Annotated in this window: 5 protein-coding genes; all 5 read right to left on the reverse strand. The window is 69.9% G+C overall.

From position 1 onward, the window contains the following. A partial coding sequence (locus RT567_RS14475; protein ID WP_313576966.1) for an Rrf2 family transcriptional regulator occupies positions 1–414 on the reverse strand: 414 nt, incomplete at its 3' end. 71 nt (positions 415–485) lie between these two features. Next, a complete protein-coding gene (locus tag RT567_RS14480) occupies positions 486–1,235 on the reverse strand; it encodes a dienelactone hydrolase family protein (protein WP_313576967.1) in 750 nt (249 codons plus the stop codon). A gap of 146 nt (positions 1,236–1,381) precedes the next feature. Continuing rightward, positions 1,382–2,986 carry a bifunctional phosphoribosylaminoimidazolecarboxamide formyltransferase/IMP cyclohydrolase gene (purH, locus tag RT567_RS14485; RefSeq protein WP_313576968.1) on the reverse strand — a complete coding sequence of 535 codons (1,605 nt, stop codon included), beginning with the start codon at positions 2,984–2,986 and terminating at the stop codon, positions 1,382–1,384. 66 nt (positions 2,987–3,052) lie between these two features. Continuing rightward, positions 3,053–3,310: a hypothetical protein gene (locus RT567_RS14490; protein WP_313576969.1), complete on the reverse strand. Its 258-nt coding sequence runs from the start codon at positions 3,308–3,310 to the stop codon at positions 3,053–3,055. A 25-nt stretch (positions 3,311–3,335) separates the two neighbouring features. Beyond that, positions 3,336–3,988 (reverse strand): heparinase II/III family protein (locus RT567_RS14495; protein ID WP_313576970.1); only part of this gene is annotated, 653 nt, incomplete at its 5' end.

The raw sequence follows: 3,988 nt of genomic DNA on the forward strand, positions 1-3,988 counted from the left end.
GTCCGCCGCCAGATCGGCCAGGGTGATGGAGTCCAGCCGCGCGGCCAGCAGGGCGCGGGCGGCGGCGTAGGTGTCGGACAGGGCGTCGTTGACGGCGGCCTCGATCAGGCAGCCTTCGGCCTCGACCGGCGGTGTCTCGGGCAGCAGGCCGGGCTCGCCCAGGGCGGCGTGAACCTGGCCCAGGGTGACGGCCTCCAGCGGGCGCGCCAGCCGCCAGCCGCCGCCGTGGCCTTTCTCGGATACGACCAGCCCCTGTTCGCGCAGGCCCGCCATGGTGCGACGGACCACGACCGGATTGGTCGACAGGCAGGTCGCCAGCATGTCGGAGGTCATCGGTCGACCGCAGCGCCGTTCGTGCTCGGCCATGTGCAGCAGGGCGTGAAGGATGTTGGAGAGGCGGGAGTCTCTTTTCATGTAACTTCAATTGTTACGTGATGGGGCGCGCGTCAAGGCGCGGTCCAGAGATTATTTTCAGCAGACTGTTTTCAGGCGTGGGGCGCGCTGTCCTTCAGGAAGGCGCTGAAGCGGCGCAGCGCCTCTTCGGTCAGTTCGGGGTGGTGGCGCATGGGGCCGTTGTTGGTCGGCTCGTCAAAGGCGTGGGTGCCGTCGGCGACCCAGCTTTCGACCTCCGAGCCGCAGTTGCGGATCATGGCGTTGACCCGTTCGGCGTTGCGCACAGTGGTCAGGTGATCGCGTTTGGCCGTCAGCGCCAGGACGCGCGGGCAATGACGCCACGGCTTCATCCGGTTGAAGGCCCAGGGGCCGATATAGGAATAGGCCAGCCAGACGGCCTTCACGCCCGCCAGGTCGACGGTTGCGGGGTCGGCCACGCCCATGCGGCCCGGCTCGGGCGTCTCGCTCATCATCTCCATGATGGCCCAGCCGCCGTGGCTCCACCCGCCCAGCGCCAGTTGCGAGGCGTCCACGTCGGCCCGCTGCGAAATCCCGTGAATGGCCGCCAGAACGTCGCCGGCGCGCTCATAGCCGCGAAAGGCCAGGCCGGTGCAGACGGCGACCAGGGTGAAGCTCCGGCCCCAGCCGCGCGGCGCGTAGGAATCGATGATGAAGGCGCGCCAGCCCGCCGCCCTGGCCGCCTCGGCGTAGCGCGGCAGGTGGGCGCGCAGACCGCCGCAACCATGGAACAGAAGCACCGCCGGACGGGCCTTGTCGTCGTCCGGTCCGACGACATGCACATACGGTTCCAGGCGGGTCCAGCGGGCGGCGATCGTATCCATGACCGTGACCATACCGCTCGGCGCGCAAAGAAAAAGCGCCGTGATCGACGACCACGGCGCTTCCACTCTCTTCATCACACGCGCCCGGCGCTTCTCTGCGCCCAAGCAGCGAGCCGCCGCGCGGCTCGCGTTAGCGCTCTTTCAGCCTAGTGCCGGAAGACGCGCACGCCGGTGAAGGCCATGGCGATGCCGCGTTCGTCGGCGGCGGCGATGACTTCCTCGTCGCGGATCGAGCCGCCCGGCTGGATCACCGCCGTGGCCCCGGCGGCGACGGCTTCCAGCAGGCCGTCGGCGAAGGGGAAGAAGGCTTCCGAAGCGCAGGCCGAACCCTCGGCCAGCGAGTGGGCCAGACCCTTGGCTTCACCGGCTTCCTTGGCGCGGATGGCGGCGATGCGGGCGCTGTCGCGACGGTTCATCTGCCCTGCGCCGATGCCCGCCGTCTGACCGTCCTTGGCGTAGACGATGGCGTTGGACTTGACGTGCTTGGCCACGGTGAAGGCGAACAGCATGTCCTGGATCTCGGTCGGCGTCGGCTGGCGGCGCGTGACGATCTTCAGGTCTTCCGGCTTGATCAGCGAGCGGTCGCGCGACTGCACCAGGAAGCCCCCGGCGACCGAGCGGAACACCTCGCCCGCGCCGTGCGGGTTCGGAAGACCGTCCGTGATCAGCAGGCGCAGGTTTTTCTTGGCGGCGAAGACGGCCTTGGCCTCTTCGTCGGCGCCCGGCGCGATGACCACCTCGGTGAAGATATCGGTGATGGCGCGGGCGTCGGCGCCGTTCAGCGGGCGGTTGACGGCGATGACGCCGCCGAAGGCCGAGACGGCGTCGCACTCCAGCGCGCGGGCGTAGGCTTCCGACAGATCCTTGCCGACAGCCACGCCGCAGGGGTTGGCGTGCTTGACGATAACGCAGGCCGGGGCCTCGAACTCGGCCACCAGCTCATAGGCGGCGTCGGCGTCGGCGATGTTGTTGTAGCCCAGCTCCTTGCCCTGGATCTGGGTGGCGTAGGCCACGCCTGGGCGCTTCTCGCCGGTGCGGTAGAAGGCGCCGGTCTGGTGCGGGTTCTCGCCATAGCGCAGGGTCTGCGCCAGCGAACCGGCGATCGACTTGCGGGCCGGGGCGGCGTCGTTCAGCTGAGCGGCGAACCAGGTCGAGACGGCGGCGTCATAGGCGGCGGTGCGGGCGAAGGCGCGGGCGGCCAGCTGCTTGCGCAGGGCCAGCGTCGTCGCGCCGTCGGCCTTTAGGGCTTCGACGATCAGGCCGATGCTCTCGGCGTCGACGGCGACGGCGACGTGGCCGTGGTTCTTCGAGCCCGAGCGGATCATGGCCGGGCCGCCGATGTCTATGTTCTCGATGGCCGCTTCAAAGCCGCCGCCCTGCTCGACCGTCTTTTCGAACGGATAGAGGTCGATCCAGACGATATCGATGGCGCCGATGTCGTGCTCGGTCATGGCGGCGGCGTGGGCCGGGGCGTTACGCACGCCCAACAGGCCGCCGTGCACCACGGGGTGCAGGGTCTTGACCCGGCCGTCCATCATTTCCGGGAAGCCGGTCAGATCGGCCACGTCCTTGACCGGCAGGCCGAAGCCCGCGATCGCCGCCTTGGTGCCGCCGGTCGAGACCAGTTCGACGCCCAGACCCGCCAGGGTGCGCGCGGCGTCTTCCAGCCCCGCCTTGTCCGACAGGGAGATCAGGGCGCGGACGGGTTTGATCGCGTCCGGGGCGGGCGGAAAGTCGGGAGCGGCGGGCATGGGCGGCGTCCGTTTACGGCTGGGGCGGGGAGATGGCGGGGCCTCTAGCACCAACGGGGCGCGGCGTCAGCCCTTGGCGGCCTCGGCCTTCGGCAAGGCGATGAAGTCTCCACGCCGAGCGGGGCGCCAATCCTCTTCGGCGGGCCAGGTGTTCTTTGGGCCGGCCCAGCGGGTCGCCATATAGGCTTCGGGCTCCAGCGGCTCGCCGTTCAGCAGAAGCTCGCACTGGATGCTCAGGATGCGCGCGGACATGCGCACCGACAGCTCGCCCTCGCCGATCGTGGTCAGCCACGGTTCCGCGTAGGACTGGCGGGTTCGGAACATGCCGCGACTGTCCTGCACCGTCTCGTCATTGACCCTGAGGCGTTCCTGCGCCCATCCGGCCCAGCTGAAGGCGTTGTCCACGCAGACTGTCGAATTGCCGACCCGGTAGATCCAGCGCTGACAGATCATGCGGAGCATCAGTGCGGGTCGCCGCTCGCGCCGCCGGGCTCAGCTTCCAGCGGACCTTGGTCTCGGCGTCGGTTCGGGCGGAGCCGCGCACGACGATCTGGAGGCTGCGGCGAGTCAGGCCCTCGTCGATGTGGACGGCGGGTTCGATGGCCACGTCGGGGCCGTCGCTGCGGAACCACCAGCCGCGTCCGGACGGGCCGCGCAGCAGGATGGAGCGGCGGTCGCGGGCCAGCGAGGCCTGGACGCCCGGTTCGAGCTGGAAGCGCAGGGCGTAGGGGGCGGCGATGGCGCGGGTCGCTTCGGGGCGGCCTTCGGGCGGATGCAGCCGCTCCTCGGCGCGCAGTTCGTCCAGGCGCTGGTCGATATAGAGGCGGCGCTGGTGCATCAGGCCGTAGCCCGGCATCCAGCCGTCGTGCTCGACCTCCAGCCAGACGGCGTCGTCGCTGTCCTGATGCTGGCGCGTGACGTGCAGGGCGGGGCCGACCAGGCGCGGGCCCAGAAGCTCGCTTTTCCAGCCGGACAGGGGTTCGCCCAGCGGCTGTTCGCCCA

Origin of the sequence: Brevundimonas sp. (genome assembly GCF_032107865.1) — a bacterium.
In the GTDB taxonomy this organism is placed as follows: domain Bacteria; phylum Pseudomonadota; class Alphaproteobacteria; order Caulobacterales; family Caulobacteraceae; genus Brevundimonas.

Bases quoted from the DNA above. Each gene is read 5' to 3' on its own strand.
- RT567_RS14480 (WP_313576967.1), bottom strand. From the start codon at position 1,235: ATGGATACGATCGCCGCCCGCTGGACCCGCCTGGAACCGTATGTGCAT.
- purH (WP_313576968.1), bottom strand. From the start codon at position 2,986: ATGCCCGCCGCTCCCGACTTTCCGCCCGCCCCGGACGCGATCAAACCC.
- RT567_RS14490 (WP_313576969.1), bottom strand. From the start codon at position 3,310: ATGTTCCGAACCCGCCAGTCCTACGCGGAACCGTGGCTGACCACGATC.